The sequence below is a fragment of the Barnesiella sp. An55 genome (assembly GCF_002161555.1).
GTDB classification, from domain to species: domain Bacteria; phylum Bacteroidota; class Bacteroidia; order Bacteroidales; family Barnesiellaceae; genus Barnesiella; species Barnesiella merdipullorum.
Map to the genome: position 1 here is coordinate 49,832 of NZ_NFHZ01000012.1, position 20,388 is coordinate 70,219.

A 20,388-nucleotide genomic window follows, 5' to 3' on the forward strand; every position below is an offset into this window, starting at 1 on the left:
AACATGAAAATCGCGTTCCCGGTTTTTCTCTGTGCTTACCATTCACTATCTTTGTAGAAGATAGGATGCGGTTCGGCATAGTCAAACTTCGAAAACTGTGTTTCCGGTTTTCCTCTGCTCTCACCTTTCACTATCTTTGCCCACTGTTTTGTCGATACCAAGATATAATTTATGAATACGATTCCGCTATTGCCTTACAAACAGCAGGTTGGCTCGTTGCTCAAACTGGGCCTCCCCATTGTGGTGGGACAGTTGGGCATGATTATACTGGGGCTTGCCGATACGGTGATGATTGGTCATCACAGTACCGACGAGCTCGCTGCCGCTGCATTTGTCAATAACGTGTTCAATCTGGCAATCATCTTTGCCACCGGTTTTTCCTATGGGCTTACTCCCTTGATTGGCATGTTGCAGGGGAGTGGCAACGTTCAGGGTATCGGGCGGGTCTTTCGCAATGCTCTCATGGCTCACACGGCTGTGGCCATATTGCTCACGGCTATCATGTATGTGGTCTATTGCTATGTCGATAAGATGGGGCAACCGGTGGAACTGTTGCCTCACATACGGCCCTACTTCATATTGCAACTCATCTCGCTGGTATTTGTCATGCTCTTCAATAGCTTCAGGCAGTTTGCCGAGGGGCTTACCGATACCCGCACACCCATGTGGATTCTGTTGGGAGGCAATGCCCTCAATATTCTGGGGAACTATCTGCTTATCTATGGTACCTTTGGTTTCCCCGAGTGGGGATTGTTTGGTGCCGGGGTGAGTACATTGGTTTCGCGGGTCGTCATGCTGCTCGTCTTTGTGGGTATTGTGGTGTGGATGCCTCGTTATCGGGCTTATCGAGAGGCCATACGCCACTCGCGTTTCAATCGCAACGACTTTGTCCAGCTCAATGCCCTGGGGTGGCCACTGGCTTTGCAGATGGGTATGGAGACGGCTGCCTTCTCGCTGAGTGCCATCATGGTAGGTTGGCTGGGCAGTGTGCCGCTGGCTGCACACCAGATTATGGTTTCGGTGAGTACGCTGGGCTTCATGATCTATTATGGCATGGGGGCTGCACTGGCCGTGCGAGTGAGCCATTTTATGGGGCAGGGCGATTTTCATAATCTGCGCCGGGCGGTTCATGCCGGGTTGGGCATCATTCTGGTGTTGGCCGTGGCGGCCAGTCTCTTCTTTTACCTGGCCCGGGTGCCTATCGTGCACAGTTTTACCGAAGATCCCAAGGTGATGGCTGTGGTTGCCGTACTCATCTACTCGCTCATTGTCTATCAGTTTGGCGATGCCTTGCAGATAACCTTTGCCAATGCCCTGCGTGGTACGGCCGATGTGAAGCCGATGATGTGGATTGCCTTCATCGCCTACTTCATTATCGCACTGCCGGTGGGTTATGTGTGTGGTTTCACCTTGAATGGTGGAGTCGTGGGGGTATGGGTCGCCTTTCCGGCAGGACTCTTCTCGGCCGGATTTCTGTTTTGGTTGCGGTTCCGTTACCGTTTGCGCAAACTGATGAAAAGTAGTGAATCATGAAACCGATATCCGATAAAGTATATCTGCAACAACTCATCGACGAAGGGGAGCATCAGCAGCAGGATTTCAAGTTCGAGATTTCCGATGCCCGCAAGATTGCCCGCTCACTCTCGGCTTTCTCCAATACCGACGGGGGTAGGTTACTCATCGGGGTGAAAGACAATGGGCGCATAGCCGGGGTGCGTTCCGAAGAGGAGATTTACATGATCGAGGCGGCAGCCCGGCTCTATTGCCAGCCGCAGGTCGATATCGAGATGCGCACCTATACGGTCGATGGCAAGACGGTGCTCATTGCCGAGATTCCGAAAGCGACCGAGATGCCCGTGCAGGCTCAGGTGGCTCCTGGCAAGTATATGGCTTATGTGCGCATTGCCGATGAAAACATACTGGCTACGGCTGTGCATTTGGCGGTGTGGCGCCAGAAGAACAGCAAGCGGGGCTCGCTTGTGAAATATACCGAGCGCGAACAGTTGTTGCTCGACTACCTGGCCGAGCATGGCGAGATTACGGTGAACCGATACAGTCGCTTGGCCCACCTCTCTTACAAGTCGGCCGTGGAGCATATCGCCCGGTTTGTACGCTTCGGGTTGCTCGAGATTGGCTTCGAACATCACAAGTTTTTCTATCGGTTGCGGCCGGGTGAGTGAATCTCTTTGAAGAAGACAGGATGCGGCTCGGTATAGCCAAACGTTGAAAACTTCGTTTTCCGTTTGTCTCTGCACTCGCCTTTCACTATCTTTGGATAAAATAGGATGCGTCTCAGTATAAAAATCAAGCAAGCTTGTTTTTCTACTTTCGACTTTCACTATCTTTGTAAAAAATCAATATTAAAAAAGATTGAGCCATGAGCGTGATAATTTCTCCATCGTTGCTGTCGGCCGATTTCGGTAACCTGAACAGTGAGATAGATATGATTAATGAGAGTGCGGCCGATTGGTTGCATATCGACGTGATGGACGGTGTGTTTGTGCCGAACATTTCGTTTGGTTTCCCGGTACTGGAGTTTGTGAACCGCCGCTGTACCAAACCGCTCGACGTGCACCTGATGATTGTCGAGCCACAAAAGTTCATTGCCGAGGTCAAGCGGGTAGGGGGTGCCATCATGACGGTACACTACGAGGTTTGCACGCACCTGCACCGGGTCGTACAGCAAATTCATGCAGCCGGCATGAAGGCGGGCGTTTCGCTGAATCCTCACACGCCGGTATCGCTGCTCGAGGATATTATCGAGGATGTCGATGTGGTGCTGCTCATGTCGGTCAATCCCGGGTTTGGCGGACAGAAGTTTATCCCTCGCATACTCGACAAGGTGCGCGACTTGAAGGCGATGATTGCCCGTCGTCACTCGCAGGCTGTTATCGAAATCGATGGAGGGGTGAATCTCGAGACGGGTCGTCAGTTGGTCGAGGCTGGTGCCGACGCTCTGGTGGCTGGTAGCTTTGTGTTCCACTCCGAGGCTCCGCTCGATACCATTGCCCGGTTGAAAGAGTTGTAACCACACGAAACAAGAAGAGGATAAAAAAAGAGAGCCCCTCGCCTGCGATGCTTTGCAGGCGAGGGGCTCTCTTTTATCGGCCGAGGAGCTTCGTTTGTCTCCAGCGGCTCGTTATTCCATATATCCTACCACGGTCACGGGTTCGGTGCCTACCTTCGTTTCTATGGTAGTGCGTTCGCCCCGGGCGTTTTCATAGACAAAAGTGTAGGTATGATCCTTTGCCACCAGGAACTTGAGGGCATCGTTCATGTCTTGCAAGGGACCGGCGGTGCGGCCGCCGCCCATTTGCACCCCGTCGCAGAATACATCGACGTTAGCCTCGACCCGGTCTTCCGAGTTGGAACTGTGCTGTTTGTCCTTGTACATGACAAAGGTGACGATAACGTGGGTATTCTCCCGGGCAATGGTTTGAGTCTGCTGGCCGTAGAGGTCGATATAGCGTTGCGACACATCGACGGCATGCACATCGCGCGATTCTTGGTTCCATACCATCGGGAACCAGTCGCCGGTAGGACGGAACGACACGGCGTAGATGGCGTGGATGCGGTCGCCCGGAGTCGCTTGTCCGGCGTCGGCCATGAACCAGGCCCCATCGAGTTTGGGGGGAATGTAGTATTCGGTCGAGTACCAAGTGCCGTCGATCCAGACTTCGGTCCAGCTGTGGTTACCCCGGTTGTCGTGCCAGGCCGCCGTGCCCGCAAATCGGGCGGGGATACCTACCGAGCGCAGGGCATCGACCAGCAGAATGGAGAGTCCCGTGCAGGAGGCCATGCCCTGGCGCATCGACTCGGCCGGGCTTTGGTTGGTCTTTTCGCGCAACGTGTTGTATTCGACACCTACCACCTTGGGAATGATGCTGTTGATGGTGTCGATAGCTTCGCGCATGGTTTTACAGTTTTTTACCCGGGGAGCGAAACGCTCGTAGAAGTCTTTTCGCCAGGCATCGCGCACCTCATCGACCGAGGCGTAGGGCAGTACCTCGTTGAGGAAAATCGAGTCGGGCAAGGCTTTGGCCCAAGGAAATTCGGCCCGAGCCCGACAGGCATAAGTCACATTTTCGCGCAGCAGTGCCAGGTCCATGGTGTCGCGGTCGCCCTGGGGCATCCAGGCCAGCAGGTAGGTCATGGCTGCCTGTTCGTCGCGGGGAGTCTCTTTGAGTAGCGTGCGCAGGCTGTCGGCCCGGGGCGAATCGTCGAGTACGCTCTCGAGTTGCTGTTTGTCGGCCGAAGAATTCGATGCGGTACAGCCTGCAAACGAGCAGACGAGTGCCGCCGACACCAGCAAAAGGATATGAGTCTTTTTCATGTTGTATGGGGTTTATGAGTTGAGTTGATTAAGTATTTCGCGTATCTTGTTTTCGTCGGCACCTACCGAGGCATATTCGGGAATTCCCGGCACACCTCCCATCGAGACGTTGGGATTGCGGTAGGTCATGCCGCTTTCGATGAGGCAGCGGGCGCTGAAGTGCACGGCATCGACCCCGGCCTGGGCCAGGCTTCGTACGTTCGACGGACCTACACCGCTGCCGGCCATGATGGCGATGCGTCCGTCGGCCTGACGCACCAGCGAGCGCAGGGTGTCGATTCCCTCGATGACGGTGTTGCGGCCGCCCGAGGTGAGCACCCGATAGCAGCCGGCGCGCACGAGAGCCTCGAGAGCTTCGGAGGTGTTGCGCGTCATGTCGAAGGCCCGGTGAAAGGTGAACTGCATCGAGCCGCAGCGCTCTACGAGTCGGGCGGTGCGGGCTTCGTCCACTTGGCCGTTGGGGGTGAGTATGCCCGCCACGGCACAGTCGGCCCCACATTCGCGCACGAAATCTATCTCGTCGAGCATCAGGTCAAACTCGTCGTCGGTATAGAGAAAATCGCCTCCTCGGGGGCGAATCATCACACTTAGTTGCAGGTTGGGTATTTGTCGGGCTCGGCGTATGAGGGCTGCCGAGGGGGTGGTACCTCCTTCGTAGGGCGAGGCACACAGTTCTACACGGGTTACGCCGGCGCGGGCGGCAGCCTGGCAAGCCTCGAGTGAGAATGCACAAAGTTCGGTTTCGATCATATCGGTTGTTTTTCGGTGTGTGTTGCAAAGATAGTGAAAGGTGAGTGCAGAAAACCAAGCTTGCTTGAGCTTTTTGCCGAACCGCATCCTATTTTCACGGTATGCAAAGATAGTGAAAGGTGAGTGCAGAGAGTCAAGTTGGTTCGAGATTTTTCTACCGGAGCAAGACTGTTTTATACGACAAAAGCCGTTACAGAATTCGCTGTAACGGCTTTTGCACGGGAGGTATATCTTATTTCGTTTTTTTCATTCCCTTGTAGATGAGGAACCCCACGATAAAGACGCAGATGGCGATGAGCACATAGAGAATTTCGTGGCTGTAGGTCTGTACCTTCAGGATGAGTTCATCCTCGGGGATTACGGCGTGGAATCCGTAGCCGATGGCAGCCAGCACGATATTCCAGCACATGGCGCCCAAGGTGGTGAAGAGGATGAATTTCGAGAATTTCATGCAGGCCAGACCGGCGGGGATGGAGATGAGTTGGCGCACGGCAGGGATGAGTCGGCCGATGAGGGTCGATATGCTGCCGTGTTTGTCGAAGTAGCGCTCGGCCGTTTCAACTTTGCCCTGGTCGAGCAGGCACATGTGGCCCACGCGGCTATTGGCAAACTTATAGACCAGAGGGCGTCCAATCCAGCGGGCCAGGTAGTAGTTGATGATAGCCCCTATATCGGCACCCAAGGTACCGAAGAGGACCACCAGATACATGTTGAGTTCGCCGTATGCGGCTTTGTATGCTGCGGGAATGATGACAACTTCGGAGGGGAAGGGGATGAACGAACTCTCGATCATCATGAGGAAAGTGATGGTCCAATAATTGAGATTATCGAGACACCACTGAATAAATGATAAAGATTCCATATAAAAGGATTATGTTTTTTTGAGATTGCAAAAGTAATACTTTCGACTTAGAAATGAAAATATTCGCAAAAATGTAACAGAAATTTAATACGTCTGTAAGTCCGAATCTTGAAAAATGGTACGATAGGCAGCAGCCTTTTCGGGCAGAGGTTTGGGATAGGCACGCGAAGTCGAGGGCATGCGATAGAGCTTGAGCTGTCGGTCGTGAAAATTCACCAGAGTCGATTGGCCTATGGGCGGAGGGGTGGCCCCGGTGATGGCGCACAGCGTGTCGGTGGCTTTCTGTCCGGTAGTAACGATGGTATGGCAGTGGGGCATCTGGTCGAGGGTATGGGCCAGGTCGAGCCTCTCGACCACCTCGAGGGTAAGGTCCGAGGCGTTACCGTTCAACCTTCGGGCTACCGCCACGGTATCGCTCACGGCTATGCCTTTTTCGCGCAGGAAGGCTTCGAGCTCCTCCCGGCGGAATCGTTTGTGGGCCGTATCGACAAAGTGGTCTTTGTCGTTGAAGAAGATGAGGCCGAAGATGCGCCACATGTCGTTGGTATAGTTGGGGTAGAAGAACTCCATCGACCAGCGCTTGCGCGGTGGCGGGAAACTGCCCAGCAGCAAGATGCGGGCCTGTGGCGGGAGGAACGGGGTGAGGGGATGGACCTCGACAGGGGCTGTATCCATGAGTCGAGGGGTTTATAGAAATGAGTCGTCGGAGTCCAGGTCGTCGATTTTCCAGAAGGCTCCTTCGGCCGCATCGTAGCGGTAGTTGCCGCCCGGCAGCGAGTCGGCTATGAAGTTCTCCTTGTTGGACAGGTCGGCCTCGCACTCAAGCAGGTAAAACTCGGTGTCGTCAGAGTCGTCGCTCTGTATCGTCGCCTGGTATCCTTCGGGAACCTCGAAGGTCTCGCCGTCCTCCACCTCGATCAACTGGCGGTCATATCCCTGTTGAAACAAGATGTCGTAGGCATCGAAATCTTCATACTCGTCATATCCCATATCATCTCTCAACATCTCGAATTCGGGGGTGAGAGCCAACAAAATTGTATCCATGCGTGTAGTCTGTTTTCGTCGGGGGCAAAGTTACTTATTTTTACGATTGCTTCAACAATTTGCGACTGTTGTTGTTTTTACTGAAAATAAAACTTATAAATCCTGATTGTATATGAAAAAATTGATCTTTTCCTGTGCCTGTCTTATGGGGCTTTTCCTGTCGCCGGTACAGGCGGCCGATGCTCCCGATACTCAGGCAGCCGACCCGGCCGAGCAACGCGGGCGTCATGCGCCCTCCGAAGCTTCGGACCGACTCGTTTTTCTGTGGGGCGGAAATGAGGCAAACAGCGAGTTGATAGGGATGTTTTACGATACCCGACAACTTCACTTCCAAGACCCTCGGGCTCCGCGGTTTCTCTTTGTCGATCGCAAGGGCAAGGTTGCCTTTGGAGTGGGTGGCTATGTGAAGGTAACGGCTTCCTACGATTTCGACGGGGCATTGCCCAACCGCGATTTCATCACCTACGATATACCGGTACCCGGCAATCCGGCCGAGCGGAACCAGTTCCAGATGGATGCTTCGACCTCGCACCTGTTTTTCAAGTTGGTGGGTGATAACTCGGTACTGGGCAAATATACCGTCTTTATCGACGGAGACTTCAGAGCCGGGCAGAATTATGGCTTCAGGCTCGATCAGGCCTATGTACAGGCTCGCGGTTTCTTGATAGGACAGACGTGGAGTACCTTTGTCGATGCCGCTGCCGCACCTCCCACAATCGACTACGAAGGCCCCACCGGGCTGACCAGCGTGCGTAACGTGATGATGCGCTACACCTTCGACCTGGGCAAGCACTGGCAGATGGCTTTGGCTGCCGAGGCTCCCTCGGTTACCTGTACGCTCGACGACGGCTACAACACCACCATAGCCCAGCGTATGCCCGATATTCCCTTCTACATCCAGTATGGCTGGAATGGGGGGCACGACCACATACGGGCTTCGGGTTTGTTGCGCGGACTCTCTTACCGCGATTTGGTAGCCGAGCGCAACCGGTCGGTATTGGGCTGGGCCGTGCAACTCTCGGGTATTACCCACTTTACCCGCAAACTCTCGCTCTACTACCAAGGGGTTTATGGATATGGATATGGCGAATATCTGAACGGCTTGAACGACGAGGGGTTCGACCTCATTCCCGACCCCGACACGCAGGGCAAGCTTTATGCCCCCAAGACGCTGGGATATGTGGCCGGTTTGCGATATGACTTTACCCCCAAGTTTTTTATCTCGGCCTCGTATAGCCAGAGCCGGGTGTATAGCAAGCAGGGAGCTCTCTCGCCCGACTCGTACCGATATGCCCAATATATTGTGGGCAACGCCTTTTACAGCCTTACAAGCGATTGCAGCATAGGTATCGAATATCTCTATGGCCGTCGTTCCAACCTCAACCGGGAGGATGGACAGGCCAATCGAATCAACACCATGATACGGTATAATTTCTAAAAACAGCTTTTTTAGTGGAGCCCGCCTTCTCGTTTTTTGCGATAGTTTCGAGAGGGCGGGTTTTGTGTGTCCAGGCCTCTCATGTAGTTGCTTTTTTCAATCAAAACTATTGCCAGCCGTTTAAAAAGTGTTATTTTTGCAACTTGGTTAAATGTCCTTACTATAAAGAAGAAAGAATGAAATATTTGTATTGGATATGTGTGGGGATTCTTATTTGGGGAATTACGTCGTGTGCTTCGTCCAAGAGTGTCCCTTATATGATCGATGTCGAGAGTATCCCGGCCGAGGTCTTAAATGCGGCTACACCGCAACCTTCGCCTATCTTGGCCCCGGGCGATATACTTGATATCTCGGTGATGGCCAAGAATCACGAAGTGGTAGTCCCGTTTAACAAGCGGCTGATGCAGGGCGAGGCTTTCGTGCGTGGAACCATGACTACGCCCGAGGAGTTCTACCTGGTCGATCAGAACGGCGATATAGACTTCCCGGTGCTCGGCAAGCTTCATGTAGGCGGAAAGAGCAAGACCGAGGTGTCGATGATGATTCAAGAGGCTCTCTATCCCAAATATTTGAGCGAGTTGCCCCAGGTATCGGTGTGGATACAGAATTTCTCGGTCTCGGTACTGGGCGATGTGAACAGGCCGGGCATGTTTACCATCCAAAACGAACGGGTGAGTGTGCTCGATGCTATTGCTTTGGCCGGCGACCTGGCCATTACCGGCCGTCGCGACAATGTGCTTCTGGTGAGAGTCAATGCCGACGGGACCAAGCAGATTGCTCGCATCAACCTGAATGACAAAAACTTAATCTCCTCGCCCTACTTCTATTTGCAGCAGAACGATGTGTTGTATGTACAACCCAACAAGTCGAAGGCTAACTCGGCTGTGGTCGTACCGCCTACCACATCGCTGGTATTTAGTGCTACTTCTATTCTGCTGACTATTGCCAACTTGATTATTACGGCCTGGAGCATTTCGAAATAAAAGCTATGGAAGAAGATAAACAGAATAAAACGAAGGGGCGGAACTCGGAAGAGTCGTTTGACGTTACTGGCTTTTTGCTGGAGTGCCTTTCGCGCTGGAAATGGTTTGTTGCTTGCATCGTGTTGCTGGCGGCACTGTTCATGTTTTATGCCCTTCGGCAGACTCCGCAGTACGAGGTAACGTCGGCCGTCTATATCCAGGACGACAAGAGCGACAACAGCAATGTGTTGTTGGAGAGCCTGGGCCTGTCGGCCTATAAGAACAATATCGACAACGAAATAGAGGTTTTCCGTTCCAAGAATCAGATAACCGCGGTGGTCGAGTCGCTGGGGCTTTACAAGTCGTATGCCTGGAAACCGTTCATGCGCACGACACCGCTGTATGGCAATTCGCCGGTCGAACTCGTGCCCGACTCGATTGACCTGCGGGCCATACAATCGCCACTGACTATCGAACTGGAACCTCGCTCGGGTGGTAAATTCCACCTCTTGGCCTATACCCATAATATCGATGGCGACAAGGTGGAGATTTGCGACGAGGTAATCGACGCTCTGCCTTATACGGTGCCGTTCAATGGTGGTACGGTGCAGATGCGATATACCGGCGATACTATCCCGGTGATGGAGAAGACCTTGCTGATGAGACTGTCCAATCCCAGAGGCATGAGCAAGACGATTGCCGAGAATCTGACCGTATCCTTTGCCTCGAAAGATGCGACCATCCTGTCGGTTGTCTATCGCACGCCGGTCGTTCAAGAAGGTAAGGACTTTGTCGCTGCGTTGGTCGATTTCTACAATATCGATGCCGCCAACCTCAAGAACCAGGGAAACGAGAAGACGCAGGAGTTTATCGACGCCCGCCTCTCGTCCATCTCCGAAGAGTTGGCGATAGCCGAGGCGCAGGTCGAAGCCTATCGCAGCCACAACAACTTGATAGACCTCTCGTCCGAAGCCAAACTGTATATTGAGCAAACGGGTTATACCGATGAGAAGTTGGCCGAGCTGGAACTGCAAAAAAGTTTGGTCAATTATATCGAAGAGTTTCTGGCGGTCCCCGAAAACGAATATATGCCTATCCCGGTTTTGGGTATCGACGATAAAGATTTTTCTGAGCAGATAACCAGCTACAACAAGCTTTTGCAACAACGCGAGCGGCTGTTGCTCTCCTCGTCGGAGTCGAACCCCATTGTCGTTGAACTCACCCGCAACATAAAGACCCAGCGGGTATTGTTGCTCAAAGGTGTGGAGAGCCTGCGCAAAGGGCTAGAGATCAAGAAACGGGATGTAACCCGGCAGGATAACAGAATCGAGGACAAGATCAAGAATGTGCCGCTCTATGAGCGGGAGCTCTCCGACATCATTCGCCAGCAACGCATCAAAGAGAACCTTTACGTCTTCTTGTTGGAAAAGCGTGAGGAGAACTCGCTGGCCAAGAGCATGGTGGTGCCGGTGGCCCGCATTATCGACGATCCCGACTCGACGGGGCTGCCTGTGTCGCCCAAGAAGCTGCTGCTCTTGTGTGCCGCCGTTCTGTTGGGCGTGCTCATCCCGGGCTTTGTCATCTATATGAGAATGGTATTCTTCCCCATCCTGAAAGACAAGAAGACCCTCGAGCGGCTCACCTCCATACCCATTCTGGCCGAGATATCTCGCAAACCCAAGGGCAAATTCTTCGTGGTGGAAAAACAGAGTGTCGAGCCTATTGCCGAGCTGTTCAGACTGGTGCGTAACAACCTGCAATTCGTATTGACCAGTTCCGACAAGAAGGTACTGGCCGTCACCTCATCGGTGATGCATGAGGGCAAGACCTTTATCGCCTCGAATATGGCTCTGAGCTTTGCGCTCACCGGCAAGCGAGTCTTGCTCATCGGGGTGGATATACGTCGGCCTCGCCTTTCGGAATATTTCCATCTCTCCAATCGCGAGGGGGTTACCACCTATCTCTCGGGCGTAAATAGCGATTTGGCTTCGCTCATCCATTCCTCGGGTGTCGATGCCAATCTCGATATTCTCATGGCCGGGCCCATCCCGCCCAACCCCAACGAGCTGTTGATGAACAACCGGTTTGAACAGATGATCGACTATGCTCGAGCCCACTACGACTATGTGATACTCGATACGGCTCCGTTGGGCATGGTATCCGATACCTTCCTGTTGGCTCGTGCGGTCGATATCATGGTTTACGTGGCTCGTGCCAATTATACCAACAAGGCTGCTATCGAGATGTTGAACGAATGGATCGACTCCAAGCGTATTGCTGTGCCGGTCTATCTCATTCTGAATGATGTGAATATGGATTCCAAGGCCTATTCATATAGACAGTACGGCGGTAGCCGATATGGGTATGGTTATGGCTATGCTTCGGCGGACGAGTCCCTGCCGTGGTACAAGCGTTGGTTCCGCCGGAAAAATTGATTTCGTTTTATACGATATATGGGGAGGACGACTTGCAAGAGTCGTCCTCTCTTTTTTTTTGCAGGGACAGGGGTAAAAATAGAAGTCCCTCGAGCGTATTGTCGTGTGACTCTCGAGGGACTTCTATTATAGGAATATTTCTTTGGACGGCTTAAGCCTTGATGTGGGCAGCCATTTCGCGACCCAAAGCCCGACAAAGCTCTTTGATCTCAGGGGTAAGTCCTTGTTTCATCTCTACGCAACAAGGCAGGGTTTCCCACTTCATCGATTCGGCAAAGGCGGCCAGGTGTTTCACGGCGGCACCGGCCCAGGTAAAGGAGCCGAAGTAGCCGAATATCCGGTTCTTGATGTCGCGGGTAGCAATCATCTGGGTGAGCATATCGACTGCGGGATAGAGTCGGTTGGAGTAGGTGGGGCTGCCGATGATGAGTCCCCGATAGCGGAAGATGCTTTGGAGGATAAACGAGGGATCGTCGTGCGAAACGTTGTGCATCACGATATTCTTGATGCCGTTTGCAGCCAGCTCACGGGCAATCTCTTCGGCCATCTGTTCGGTGTGACCATACATGCTGCCATAGGCGATTACTACGCCCGGCTCGGCTTCATACCGGCTCAGACGGTCGTAGGTATCGATAACCCGGTTCACCTCGTTCTCCCACACGGGACCGTGGGTCGAGCAGATTTGCTTGATTTCTACCCCGGCCAGTTTCTTCAAGGCCGTTTGTACGGCCGACCCGTATTTGCCCACAATGTTGGAGTAGTAGCGGGTCATTTCGCCCCGATACTTCTCGGTATTCAACTGGGTGTCCTTGATACCGCCGTCGAGCGTGCCGAAGCAGCCGAAAGCATCGCCCGAGAAGAGCGTTTTAGTTTCGTGACAATAGGTCATCATCGTCTCGGGCCAGTGAACCATGGGCGTGAGGTAAAAGGTGAGCGTGTGTTTACCCACGTTGAGGGTTTCGCCGTTTTTGATGCAGAGCGTGTTGTCGTCGATGCCATAGTAGCCCCTCACCATTTCGAGGGTTTTGGCGTTGCCCACGATCGTCATGTGGGGATATTTTTGACGGATGAATTGAATCGAGGCCGAGTGGTCGGGCTCCATGTGGTTGATGACCAGATAGTCGATTGTGCGGTCTCCGATAATTTCGGCGATGTGGTCGAGCAGCTGCTCGGTATAAGCCGCATCGGCGGTATCGACCAGTACATTCTTTTCGTCGGTAATCAGATAGGCGTTGTAGGATACTCCATAAGGGAGCGGCCAAAGGTTTTCAAACTTGCTTTTACAACGGTCGTTTACTCCTACATAGTGTATTCCTTCTGCGATTTCTGTTATCTTCATAATCCAATTAAATTAACCCGATATGATAATAATATTCAAACACAAATGAGTCTCTTTTGTTTAAAAAGGCCTCAAAAGTAAGAAAAAAACCGCGAATCTATGCGTAGATTTAGAATTTATTTTTTTTCTTTGTATAGAGAATCTTAATCTGGAATTAACTAATTACTAACTTGGGCCTATCTCGTGGCTCTGGAAACTGTGGCGATAAAACGGTTTGAGGATACACGATGGCCCTGAAAAACATGAATCGTTATGAAAAAGTATTTGGCAGAAATGTTGGGTACCTTTGTACTCGTATTGATGGGCTGCGGAAGCGCCGTCTTTGCCGGTAATGCGGCTGCTGCTTGTGGAGCAGGAGTAGGAACATTGGGTGTAGCCATGGCTTTTGGCCTCTCGGTAGTAGCTATGGCCTATACTATTGGCGGCATATCGGGCTGCCATATCAACCCGGCCATTACGCTGGGGGTGTGGCTGTCGAAACGAATGAGCGGTAAGGATGCCGTGATGTATATGATTTTCCAGGTAATTGGTGCGATTATAGGCTCGGCCGTTATTTATGCCTTGGTTTCGACGGGTGGTTCGTCGGGTGCGACTATGACGGGAGCCAACGGCTTTGGCGAAGGTGAGGCGTTGCAGGCCTTCATAGCCGAGGCAGTCTTTACCTTTATCTTTGTGCTGGTGGTTTTGGGCACGACCGACGAAAAACGGGGTGCCGGTAATTTTGCCGGCCTGGCTATTGGTTTGGCTTTGGTACTGATTCACATCGTGTGTATCCCCATTACCGGCACGTCGGTCAATCCGGCCCGCAGTATTGCTCCGGCTCTCTTCGAGGGTGGTGTAGCGCTCTCGCAGTTGTGGCTCTTCATTGTGGCTCCCTTCTTTGGTGCAGCCTTGTCGGCCATCGTTTGGAACATATTGACCAAAGAGTAATCTGTTTGAGATAGAAATAAGGCAGCGCTCCTGAATGGAGCGCTGCCTTTGTTTTGTGTAGGGACGAGTCGTGGTGTGAATCTCGTCTCCTCGATGGAATAAAACAGAAGCCCCCTTGTACCGAGTGGCGCAAGGGGGCTTTTTATTAGAAAAATTAGGTGGTCGCAATTACTTGTTGACTCTGAACTTGTCGATACCCTCTTTCAAGAATCCTACCGACTGGCGGGCAGCGGCTATACCGGCATTGATATTGGCCTCGGCCGTTTGAGCACCCATCTTCTTGGGGGTGAAGAATACCCGGTCGCCAAATTTCTCGGACAGCGCGGCAGCGTTGGCCGGAGCCACGTCGGCTACATAGCGGAAGTCGGAACGCTCCTCGAGTACACGGGCCAGGTCTTCCTCGTGAATCACCTCTTTGCGAGCCGTGTTGATGAGCACGGCGCCTTTGGGCATGAGCGACATGAGCGCGTGGTTGATCGACTGTTTGGTCTCGGCGGTAGCCGGGATGTGCAGCGATACGAACTGGCAGGTGCGATAGAGATCCTCAACTGAAGCTACGGGTTTCACCCCGTCTTTCTCCATCACCTCGTTGGGGCAATAGGGATCGAAGGCGTAGAGTTCCATGCCGAATCCTTTGGCTATGCGGGCGACGTTGCGGCCCACCTGGCCATAGGCGTGGATACCCAGCTTCTTGCCTTTGAGCTCGGTGCCCGAGGTGCCGTTGAAGTGGTTGCGAATCATCAGGATGGTCATGCCGAATACGAGTTCGGCCACGGCGTTGGAGTTTTGGCCCGGCGTGTTCATCACGCATACGCCTTTGGCCGTAGCGGCGTTCAGGTCGATGTTGTCGTAACCGGCACCGGCGCGAACGACGATTTTCAGTTTCTTGGCGTCGTCGAGCACCTCGGCATCGACGATGTCGCTGCGCACGATGAGTCCGTCGGCATCTTCGACCGCTTTCAGCAAGTCGGCTTTGGCGGTATATTTCTCCAGGAGTGCCATTTCGATACCGGCGGCATCGAGCACCTCTTTAATTCCGTTTACGGCTACGGCGGCAAACGGTTTTTCTGTGGCAACTACTATTTTCATAGTTCTCGGTATTAGTGGTTCTTTTCAAATTCTTTCATGGCTTCGATGAGTACCTCGACGCTCGACTTGGGCATGGCGTTGTAGATCGAGGCTCTGAAACCACCCACCGAGCGGTGCCCCTTGATACCTACGATGCCTTTTGTGCCGGCAAATTCGATAAATGCGCTTTCGAGATCTTTGTACTCCTCTTTCATGACGAAGCATACGTTCATGATCGAACGGTCTTCGTGTGCGGCGGTACCTACGAACATCTTGCTCGAGTCGATGGCATCGTAGAGGATGGCGGCTTTTTCCAGGTCGCGGCGTTCCATCTCTTTGATGCCGCCCAGTTCTTTGTAGTATTTGAGGGTTTGCAGGGCTGCATAGATGGGCAAACACGGCGGGGTGTTGAACATGGAGCCTTTCTTCACATGCGTGCGATAGTCGAGCATGGTGGGGATGGCGCGCTCTACATGGCCGAGGGCCGACTCCTTCACGATGACAATCGTTACACCGGCAGGGGCCAGGTTCTTTTGGGCACCGGCATAGATGACGTCGTATTTCGACACGTCGATGGGGCGCGAGAAGATATCGGATGACATATCGGCTACCAGGGGCACTTTTACGTCGGGGTCGAAACGCATTTCGGTACCATAGATCGTGTTGTTCGAGGTGAAGTGGAAGTAGTCCACGTCGTCGGGTACGGTATAGCCTTTGGGTATGTATGAGAAGTTGGCCTCTTTCGAAGAAGCAACCACGTCAACTTCGCCAAAGAGACGAGCCTCTTTGATGGCATTGACAGCCCAGGTACCGGTTTCGAGGTAGGCTGCTTTTTTGTTCAGCAAGTTGTAGGGAACCATGCAGAATTGCAGGCTGGCACCACCACCCAGGAACAGAACAGAGTATCCGTCGGGGATTTCGAGCAACTCTTTAACCAGGGCTTGAGCCTCTTCGATAACGGCTGTAAATTCCTTGCTGCGGTGCGAAATTTCCATCAGCGACAGGCCCGTACCGGCAAAGTTGATAACGGCATCGGCCGTATTTTTAATGGTGTACTCGCTCAGGATAGAGGGTCCTGCATAGAAATTGTGCTTCTTCATAACAATATTTGTTTAGTGTTTGGTATAAATTTGGTTCTGATAGATTGCAAAAGTAATTCTTTTCTTTCTATATTTTGTTTTATTTGTATCTTTTTTGTTCTTGTAAATAACAAAATGCTGCTTGTTTGATAGCTCTAGTTTGCATTTTGATGCTATTTGTATCGCCCTTTCCACAACTCGTTCAAGTGATCTTTCAGTTTGTTCTCGGCCGGATTATTCTGAGGCTTCCACCAGCCGCTCTCCTTGAGGGCATCGGGCAGGTATTGCTGGTTGACAAAGTGGCCGGGATAGTCGTGGGCATATTTGTAGTCCTTGCCATAGTCGAGTTCTTTCATCAGTTGGGTGGGGGCGTTGCGCAGGTGCAGGGGCACCGGCAGGTTGCCGGTTTCGCGCACAGTACTCAGGGCCTGGTTGATGGCCATGTAGGCCGAGTTGCTCTTGGGTGAACTGGCCAGGTAGATGGTAGTCTCGGCCATGATGATGCGGCTCTCGGGCCACCCGATGTTCTGCACGGCGTCGAAGCAGGCGTTGGCCAGCAACAGGGCGTTGGGGTTGGCCAGCCCAATGTCTTCGGAGGCCGAGATGACCAGCCGGCGGGCAATGAAGGCGGGGTCTTCGCCACCCTCGACCATACGGGCCAGCCAGTAGATGGCGGCGTCGGGGTCGCTGCCTCGTATCGATTTGATGAAGGCCGATATGATGTCGTAGTGCATCTCGCCGTTTTTGTCGTAGGCGGCCGGGTTTTGTTGCAACCGCTCGGTAACGATGGCATCGTCGATGACAATCGTTTCGTCGTCGCCGACGGCCTGCGAGATGAGGTCGATGATATTCAGCAGTTTGCGGGCATCGCCTCCCGAGTAGCGAAAGAGTGCATCGGTCTCGCGCACCTCGAATTTACGCGTTTTTAAATAGGAGTCGCAGTGGATGGCCCGGTCGAGCAGTTGTTGCAGGTGCTTGACTTCGAGCGATTTGAGTACATATACCTGGCAGCGCGAGAGCAGCGGGCGGATGACCTCGAACGAAGGATTCTCGGTGGTGGCTCCGATGAGGGTCACCGTGCCGTATTCGACGGCTCCCAGCAGCGAGTCTTGCTGCGATTTGCTGAATCGGTGAATCTCGTCGATGAAGAGAATGGGACGCACCTTCGAAAAGATGTTGGCCTTGCAGCGGTCGAGTACCTCGCGCACCTCTTTTACTCCCGACTGTACGGCGCTGAGTGTGAAAAACGGGGCCTGCAACTGTTGCGATATGATGTGGGCCAGGGTGGTTTTGCCTACTCCCGGAGGTCCCCAGAGGATGAACGACGATATCTTGCCCGAGTCGATCATGCGGCGCAATACGGCACCCGGGCCTACCAGGTGTTCCTGCCCGATGTATTCGTCTAAGGTTTTGGGTCTGAGTCTCTCGGCCAAAGGTTGTAACATAATCGCTCCGTTCTGTTACGACAAATATACTTCTTTCGAGTCGTTTTTCCAAGGAAAGTGGGCGAAAGATACATGGACCTTTTCCGTTTTGTGGCGGGCTTGACGGATGAGGTAAAAATTGAACGTTTCTTGGTGCGATAAGTGAAAAACTGTTATCTTTACCCCGCAAATTTAACGAAACAGATTATGCGTAAATGTATCCTTCTCATGTGTCTGGTTTGTCTGGCATCGGTTGCCGCGGCATCCGACACGGTTTTTGTCAAGGAGGCCCAGGTGCCTGTACTGCTCGAGCGGCAGGATAACGTAATGTTCTACCTGCGTATCCCTGCCCGGGAGAGCCGGGTACTTGACCAGGTGGTGCTCGATTTCTCGAAGTGTGAGGCCCGGGCCGATATTGCCGCCGTGAAGCTCTACTACGGCGGTGTCGAAGCCCGGCAGGACGAAGGGAAGAATCGTTTTGCGCCGGTAGGCTACATATCGAGTTTCAGTGCCGGGAAGACACTCTCGGCCTATCCTTCCTATTCGGTCAAGTGTGCCGAGGTGACTGCACCCGTGAAGCGGGCGGTACTCCGGGCCAACCATGAGTTGTATCCCGGGGTCAACTTCTTTTGGGTGAGTCTGCAAATGAAACCGGGCACTTCGCTCTCGACCCAGATTGGTGCCAAGTTGACTTCGGTCTCGCTCGACGGCAAGCAGGTGCCGTGCGAACGGGTTTCGCCCGATGGCATCGTGCATCGTATGGGTATCGGGGTGCGTCATGCCGGTAACGACGGTGCGGCTGCCTTCCGCATCCCCGGACTGGTAACGACCAACGAGGGTACGTTGCTGGGGGTCTATGACGTGCGCTACAACAGCAGCGTCGATTTGCAGGAACATATCGACGTGGGGTTGAGCCGCAGTACCGACGGCGGGAAGACCTGGGAGCCCATGCGGTTGCCCCTTTCGTTTGGAGAGTACGGCGGTTTGCCTGCCGCTCAAAACGGGGTGGGCGATCCCTCGATTCTGGTCGATACGAAAACCAACACGGTGTGGATTGCGGCCGCCTGGACCCACGGCATGGGTAACCAGCGGGCCTGGTGGAGTTCACAACGGGGAATGGATATGGACCACACGGCACAGCTCGTGCTCACCAAGAGTACCGACGACGGCAAAACCTGGTCGGCACCCATCAATATTACCAGCCAGGTGAAAGCCCCCTCGTGGCGATTCCTGTTGCAGGGACCGGGTAGGGGAATTACCATGCACGACGGTACGCTGGTGTTTCCCATCCAGTTTATCGACTCGACCGATGTGCCCAATGCCGGCATCATGTACAGCAAGGATGCAGGCGCGAACTGGCACATTCATAACCTGGCCCGCACCAACACGACTGAGGCGCAGGTGGTCGAGATTGAAGAGGGGGTGCTCATGCTCAACATGCGCGACAACCGGGGCGGCAGTCGGGCCGTAGCCATTACCCGGGATTTGGGTCGTACCTGGACCGAGCACGAGTCGTCGCGCAAGGCGTTGCCCGAGCCGGTGTGCATGGCCAGCCTCATTCGGGTCGAGGCCGAGGATAATGTGCTGGGGCGTGATATCTTGCTCTTCTCGAATCCCAATACGACGAAAGGTCGAAACCATATCACCGTCAAAGCCAGTCTCGACGGTGGGGTGACCTGGCTCCCCGAGAACCAGATTATGCTCGACGAGGAGGATGGCTGGGGTTATACCTGTCTGACGATGATCGACCGAGAGACGGTGGGTATCCTCTATGAGAGTAGTGTGGCTCACATGACATTCCAAACGTTGAAACTTTCGGAGTTAATCCGTAGGAAATAGGGTAAGAGATTGATTATAAGTATAAAATGGAGGCCAACTTCAAATGGGGTTGGCTTTCTTGTTTTGTTAAAAGTGTTAAAATTAAGGACTGATTTATCTGCACGATTAAACTTTTGGGTCGAAATGGAGTCATAAAGACAGAAACGCAATTCGAATTAGCAGAAACAAAGTAGATGAATATTTAACCATTTAATGAAAGGAAAACGATTATGAAAAGAACGATTGTATCGGTAGCATTGGTTTTAGCTTTGTCGATGAGTGCTTTTGCCGGAAATCAAGATAAGAAACAGCGTCGGGAAAAATGTGAATTCCCCTGCGAACAGATAGTGAAAGATTTGAACTTGAGCGATAAACAGGTATCGAAATTGAAAAAGGCCGACGAGGATTTCGATGCCGAAGTGAAAGCCCTCCGCGAGAAGAGACAAGAGGCTCAGAAGAGTTTCAAAGAGTCGATGAAGGCTGCCAAAGAACGCCGCGACTCTACCATGAAATCAATCTTGACCAAAGATCAGTACATCCAATACCTGGAGCAGAAACTGGAACGGCTCGAGAAGCGACCCATGCAGCACAATATGCAGCGCCGCGATATGCAGCCGATGAACAAACGCTTCAGTGGCAAGCGCCACATGAAACCCGGATGTCCGCTCACTCCGGCTCCTGAGGCTCCGGCCCCCGATGCTCCAGCCATCAATCCCCCGGCTCCTGAAGCTCTGGCCAAGTAAGCAACCACTTCATACATGATGTTTATAGGTTTTTAGGTAGTTAAAAAGCAGAGAGGCTACATTCCCTGTGGGGGATGTAGCCTCTCTGCTTTTTGTCCCGTTCTTTCGGCACAAAAAAAAGGAGTGCCCCCCGCGAGGGGTACTCCCTTGATTATTATCGATA

Annotated in this window: 18 protein-coding genes; 9 read left to right on the forward strand and 9 right to left on the reverse strand. The window is 53.0% G+C overall.

The features are described from left to right. Positions 1 to 171: 171 nt before the first annotated feature. The 3 genes from B5G10_RS08390 to rpe all read left to right on the forward strand — a co-directional run bounded on the left by B5G10_RS08390 (position 172) and on the right by rpe (position 3,028). Positions 172 to 1,533 (forward strand): MATE family efflux transporter, encoded by a 1,362-nt coding sequence (locus B5G10_RS08390; RefSeq protein ID WP_087424290.1) that lies wholly within the window; start codon positions 172 to 174, stop codon positions 1,531 to 1,533. Next, positions 1,530 to 2,180, forward strand: coding sequence for an ATP-binding protein (locus B5G10_RS08395; protein WP_087424291.1), 651 nt, complete (start codon positions 1,530 to 1,532; stop codon positions 2,178 to 2,180). The genes B5G10_RS08390 and B5G10_RS08395 overlap by 4 nt, the downstream gene beginning before the upstream one ends. 197 nt (positions 2,181 to 2,377) lie before the next feature. Further along, on the forward strand, positions 2,378 to 3,028 hold the full coding sequence (gene rpe / locus B5G10_RS08400; RefSeq protein ID WP_087424292.1) for a ribulose-phosphate 3-epimerase: 651 nt from the start codon (positions 2,378 to 2,380) through the stop codon (positions 3,026 to 3,028). Between the two features lie 111 nt (positions 3,029 to 3,139). Here the strand turns inward: rpe and B5G10_RS08405 are convergent, their stop codons facing one another. The 5 genes from B5G10_RS08405 to B5G10_RS08425 all read right to left on the reverse strand — a co-directional run bounded on the left by B5G10_RS08405 (position 3,140) and on the right by B5G10_RS08425 (position 6,989). Further along, the gene (locus B5G10_RS08405) at positions 3,140 to 4,333 is read right to left on the reverse strand and encodes a transglutaminase-like domain-containing protein (protein WP_087424293.1); all 1,194 of its coding nucleotides are present in this window, start codon (positions 4,331 to 4,333) and stop codon (positions 3,140 to 3,142) included. A 12-nt stretch (positions 4,334 to 4,345) separates the two neighbouring features. After that, positions 4,346 to 5,080: a copper homeostasis protein CutC gene (locus B5G10_RS08410; RefSeq protein WP_087424343.1), complete on the reverse strand. Its 735-nt coding sequence runs from the start codon at positions 5,078 to 5,080 to the stop codon at positions 4,346 to 4,348. Between the two features lie 235 nt (positions 5,081 to 5,315). Next, positions 5,316 to 5,945, reverse strand: coding sequence for a DedA family protein (locus tag B5G10_RS08415; protein WP_087424294.1), 630 nt, complete (start codon positions 5,943 to 5,945; stop codon positions 5,316 to 5,318). A gap of 84 nt (positions 5,946 to 6,029) precedes the next feature. After that, a complete protein-coding gene (locus B5G10_RS08420) occupies positions 6,030 to 6,620 on the reverse strand; it encodes a uracil-DNA glycosylase family protein (RefSeq protein WP_087424295.1) in 591 nt (196 codons plus the stop codon). 12 nt (positions 6,621 to 6,632) lie between these two features. Further along, positions 6,633 to 6,989 carry a hypothetical protein gene (locus tag B5G10_RS08425; protein ID WP_087424296.1) on the reverse strand — a complete coding sequence of 119 codons (357 nt, stop codon included), beginning with the start codon at positions 6,987 to 6,989 and terminating at the stop codon, positions 6,633 to 6,635. Positions 6,990 to 7,101: 112 nt separating this feature from the next. Between B5G10_RS08425 and B5G10_RS08430 the strand changes: the two genes are divergently transcribed. From B5G10_RS08430 to B5G10_RS08440, 3 genes are all read left to right on the forward strand, one after another. Further along, a complete protein-coding gene (locus B5G10_RS08430; RefSeq protein WP_087424297.1) occupies positions 7,102 to 8,427 on the forward strand; it encodes a DcaP family trimeric outer membrane transporter in 1,326 nt (441 codons plus the stop codon). Positions 8,428 to 8,603: 176 nt separating this feature from the next. Next, positions 8,604 to 9,410, forward strand: a complete 807-nt coding sequence (locus tag B5G10_RS08435) for a polysaccharide biosynthesis/export family protein (RefSeq protein ID WP_087424298.1) — start codon at positions 8,604 to 8,606, stop codon at positions 9,408 to 9,410. Between the two features lie 5 nt (positions 9,411 to 9,415). Continuing rightward, positions 9,416 to 11,824: a tyrosine-protein kinase family protein gene (locus B5G10_RS08440; protein WP_087424299.1), complete on the forward strand. Its 2,409-nt coding sequence runs from the start codon at positions 9,416 to 9,418 to the stop codon at positions 11,822 to 11,824. 151 nt (positions 11,825 to 11,975) lie between these two features. Here B5G10_RS08440 and B5G10_RS08445 read toward each other — a convergent pair whose 3' ends face one another. Further along, complete coding sequence (locus tag B5G10_RS08445; RefSeq protein WP_087424300.1) at positions 11,976 to 13,163, reverse strand: FprA family A-type flavoprotein; 1,188 nt, start codon at positions 13,161 to 13,163, stop codon at positions 11,976 to 11,978. A gap of 252 nt (positions 13,164 to 13,415) precedes the next feature. Here B5G10_RS08445 and B5G10_RS08450 point away from each other — a divergent pair, with 252 nt between their 5' ends. After that, positions 13,416 to 14,093, forward strand: coding sequence for an MIP family channel protein (locus B5G10_RS08450; protein WP_087424301.1), 678 nt, complete (start codon positions 13,416 to 13,418; stop codon positions 14,091 to 14,093). A gap of 168 nt (positions 14,094 to 14,261) precedes the next feature. Here B5G10_RS08450 and B5G10_RS08455 read toward each other — a convergent pair whose 3' ends face one another. The 3 genes from B5G10_RS08455 to B5G10_RS08465 form a co-directional block, all read right to left on the reverse strand. Then, positions 14,262 to 15,182, reverse strand: a complete 921-nt coding sequence (locus tag B5G10_RS08455; RefSeq protein WP_087424302.1) for an NAD(P)-dependent oxidoreductase — start codon at positions 15,180 to 15,182, stop codon at positions 14,262 to 14,264. Positions 15,183 to 15,193: 11 nt separating this feature from the next. Then, the gene (gene serC / locus B5G10_RS08460; RefSeq protein WP_087424303.1) at positions 15,194 to 16,261 is read right to left on the reverse strand and encodes a 3-phosphoserine/phosphohydroxythreonine transaminase; all 1,068 of its coding nucleotides are present in this window, start codon (positions 16,259 to 16,261) and stop codon (positions 15,194 to 15,196) included. A 152-nt stretch (positions 16,262 to 16,413) separates the two neighbouring features. Continuing rightward, the gene (locus B5G10_RS08465; RefSeq protein WP_087424304.1) at positions 16,414 to 17,685 is read right to left on the reverse strand and encodes a replication-associated recombination protein A; all 1,272 of its coding nucleotides are present in this window, start codon (positions 17,683 to 17,685) and stop codon (positions 16,414 to 16,416) included. Between the two features lie 186 nt (positions 17,686 to 17,871). Here B5G10_RS08465 and B5G10_RS08470 point away from each other — a divergent pair, with 186 nt between their 5' ends. Together B5G10_RS08470 and B5G10_RS08475 are read left to right on the forward strand one after the other, a co-directional pair. Next, a complete protein-coding gene (locus B5G10_RS08470) occupies positions 17,872 to 19,503 on the forward strand; it encodes a sialidase family protein (protein ID WP_087424305.1) in 1,632 nt (543 codons plus the stop codon). Positions 19,504 to 19,712: 209 nt separating this feature from the next. Beyond that, on the forward strand, positions 19,713 to 20,225 hold the full coding sequence (locus tag B5G10_RS08475) for a hypothetical protein (RefSeq protein WP_143241101.1): 513 nt from the start codon (positions 19,713 to 19,715) through the stop codon (positions 20,223 to 20,225). The last annotated feature ends 163 nt before the right edge of the window (positions 20,226 to 20,388 follow it).

Coding starts and splice junctions, on each gene's coding strand:
- B5G10_RS08390 (WP_087424290.1), top strand. CDS start 172: ATGAATACGATTCCGCTATTGCCTTACAAACAGCAGGTTGGCTCGTTG.
- B5G10_RS08395 (WP_087424291.1), top strand. CDS start 1,530: ATGAAACCGATATCCGATAAAGTATATCTGCAACAACTCATCGACGAA.
- rpe (WP_087424292.1), top strand. CDS start 2,378: ATGAGCGTGATAATTTCTCCATCGTTGCTGTCGGCCGATTTCGGTAAC.
- B5G10_RS08405 (WP_087424293.1), bottom strand. CDS start 4,333: ATGAAAAAGACTCATATCCTTTTGCTGGTGTCGGCGGCACTCGTCTGC.
- B5G10_RS08415 (WP_087424294.1), bottom strand. CDS start 5,945: ATGGAATCTTTATCATTTATTCAGTGGTGTCTCGATAATCTCAATTAT.
- B5G10_RS08420 (WP_087424295.1), bottom strand. CDS start 6,620: ATGGATACAGCCCCTGTCGAGGTCCATCCCCTCACCCCGTTCCTCCCG.
- B5G10_RS08425 (WP_087424296.1), bottom strand. CDS start 6,989: ATGGATACAATTTTGTTGGCTCTCACCCCCGAATTCGAGATGTTGAGA.
- B5G10_RS08430 (WP_087424297.1), top strand. CDS start 7,102: ATGAAAAAATTGATCTTTTCCTGTGCCTGTCTTATGGGGCTTTTCCTG.
- B5G10_RS08435 (WP_087424298.1), top strand. CDS start 8,604: ATGAAATATTTGTATTGGATATGTGTGGGGATTCTTATTTGGGGAATT.
- B5G10_RS08440 (WP_087424299.1), top strand. CDS start 9,416: ATGGAAGAAGATAAACAGAATAAAACGAAGGGGCGGAACTCGGAAGAG.
- B5G10_RS08445 (WP_087424300.1), bottom strand. CDS start 13,163: ATGAAGATAACAGAAATCGCAGAAGGAATACACTATGTAGGAGTAAAC.
- B5G10_RS08450 (WP_087424301.1), top strand. CDS start 13,416: ATGAAAAAGTATTTGGCAGAAATGTTGGGTACCTTTGTACTCGTATTG.
- B5G10_RS08455 (WP_087424302.1), bottom strand. CDS start 15,182: ATGAAAATAGTAGTTGCCACAGAAAAACCGTTTGCCGCCGTAGCCGTA.
- serC (WP_087424303.1), bottom strand. CDS start 16,261: ATGAAGAAGCACAATTTCTATGCAGGACCCTCTATCCTGAGCGAGTAC.
- B5G10_RS08465 (WP_087424304.1), bottom strand. CDS start 17,685: ATGTTACAACCTTTGGCCGAGAGACTCAGACCCAAAACCTTAGACGAA.
- B5G10_RS08470 (WP_087424305.1), top strand. CDS start 17,872: ATGCGTAAATGTATCCTTCTCATGTGTCTGGTTTGTCTGGCATCGGTT.
- B5G10_RS08475 (WP_143241101.1), top strand. CDS start 19,713: ATGAAAAGAACGATTGTATCGGTAGCATTGGTTTTAGCTTTGTCGATG.